Source organism: Syntrophales bacterium, from assembly GCA_030018935.1.
Classification (GTDB): Bacteria; Desulfobacterota; Syntrophia; order Syntrophales; family CG2-30-49-12; genus CG2-30-49-12.
The window spans coordinates 1-2,105 of the sequence record JASEGZ010000088.1; the positions used below are offsets into that span (position 1 = coordinate 1).

2 protein-coding genes are annotated in these 2,105 nt (G+C 45.6%); both read left to right on the plus strand.

Translation table 11 applies throughout. From position 1 onward, the window contains the following. Positions 1-268 precede the first annotated feature (268 nt). Complete coding sequence (locus tag QMD03_10045) at positions 269-682, plus strand: response regulator (GenBank protein MDI6777552.1); 414 nt, start codon at positions 269-271, stop codon at positions 680-682. Positions 683-842: 160 nt separating this feature from the next. After that, entirely contained in the window at positions 843-1,757 is a 915-nt protein-coding gene (locus QMD03_10050; protein MDI6777553.1) for an enoyl-CoA hydratase/isomerase family protein, read from the plus strand. Positions 1,758-2,105 lie beyond the last annotated feature (348 nt).

The following is a 2,105-nucleotide window of genomic DNA, read 5'->3' on the forward strand; positions in this document are numbered from 1 at the left end:
TCCGTTTTCATACCGCTGTACCTGTTGATATGTAACACCCAGTATCTCGGCCAGGCTTTCCTGTGAGATCCCAAGTTCACCCCTCCGCTTTTTAATCTTCCAGCCAATCTCTTTACTCGTTACTATCCACTTTTTCTGCATGAAAATATTATAGCAACCTTTATATTGTGATTGCTACAACGTAAGAATTGTATAAACTTATTGACAAATACAATGTTATAAGTGCATATTATGCTTCCTTGATCACTTATCTATAGGGGAAACACTTATGGGATATAAACCTACAAGGATATTGATAGTTGAAGACAACCCGGACCACGCAGAGTTAGTGGAAGAGATACTTCTTAAACATAATAATAGCTTTGAGATCAATACTGCTGTTTTTGGAGAAGAGTGTTTAGCTATGTTAGATAAGGGGGATTATGATGTGGTGCTCCTAGACTATACCCTGCCAAAGTTAGATGGACTGGAGGTCTTGAGAGAGATTATTGAAAAGGGGTATCACGTTCCAGTGATTATGATGACAGGGTATGAAGATGAAAGGATCGGTGTTGAGGCCAGGAAGCTTGGGGCCTATGATTGCATAAATAAGTCCTGGAATTACTTACTTACCATTCCTTTTGTTGTCGAGAAGACTATAAAACAGTATTCTGTTGCTAAAGGGGAGGAAATCAAAAATTAGACTGCCCCGACTTGACATAAACAATATCTTTCATTATACCATTCCCACACATCTTCCGTGAGCGACGAAAATGACCGGGGTATTCCCGTCTTCTTTCTCGTGCGGAGATAAGGTATTTCAATCACAAATTCAAACAGATAAGAAGGGGAGGTATTTGATCATGAAAGAACATGACTACAGGACCATTATCTATCAGAAGGATAAAGAAGTGCCCCATATAGCCTATATCATCATAAACCGGCCCGAAAAGAAGAATGCCATCAGCATCGGACCTCAAGAGGTAACGGGGGAAATCCAGGATGCAGTACACCAGGCGGACAATGACGATCAAGTCAAGGTAATAATCTTTAAAGGGCAGGGAGAGAACTTCTCCGCTGGCTTTGACCTTTCCCAGGTGTATCGTGTGTACGGTGGAGCACCCGGTGTACGCCCCTCACAGGCTACAAGACTCCGGATAGATGAAGATCACCTGATGGGGATGCCCGGGAGTATCCTCGGCTGCAAAAAGGTAACCATCGCCCAGATCCAGGGCTGGTGTATCGAGGCAGGGATGTATATTGTAGAGAGCTGCGATATTGCTGTTGCGGCGAAGAATGCCAGGTTTGCCCACCGTGGACAGAGACTGGCCTTCGGTGGTATGCCTTTTATGCCCCTCGAATTAGTGATGGGTCATGGCAAGAAAATTACAGAACTGTTGATTACCGGCAGAACCATCAAGGCGGATGAGGCGGAACAGTCGGGAATAATAACCAAGGCCGTGGAGTTAGAAGACCTGGAGCAAGAGGTCTATGGTCTGGCCAAGGCGATCAGTCTCCTGCCCCGGGATGCCATTGCCATCGGGAAGCTGTGCCGCCGCCATGCCTATGATGCCCTGGGTGCAACCAGTTTGATGTGTGGAACAGCGTATCATACCATAGGTACCAATTTGACCTATCAGGAGGATGAAAAAGAACAGATATTTATCCGCGATAGAGAAAAAGTGGGAGCCAGGGATGCCTTCCACAGGCTTCATCTTGCTTTTGAAGAGGCATTAAACAAGACCAAATATTTCAAAAGCTACGGGTCAGATGAGTGATGCCTCGGTCAGAAAGGAGTCATCTCCATCACCCCCCTCCCCACGAGGGGGTGAGAAGGTCCAGACTGCTGCCCGCAGCCCGGGTAGTTTTCCTCAGTATGGCCTGATATAAGTCCCCCGCCTTCTGTCCTGCAAATATGGTATACCTGTTTCCTACCAAAGTCAGGGAATGTGCGTCGCTGCCACCAATTTCAGCAAGGTGGAAATAATTGTTGGTAAGGTAGCGAACATCCTCAGAGCAGAGAAGAGAGGCAGCGTAATCTTAACAAAACTCTTGACAGAATTTTAAAAGGTATTAACCCTACAACGACACATTGATTATCCTGATTTCAGCTTCTTTTTCCGGTG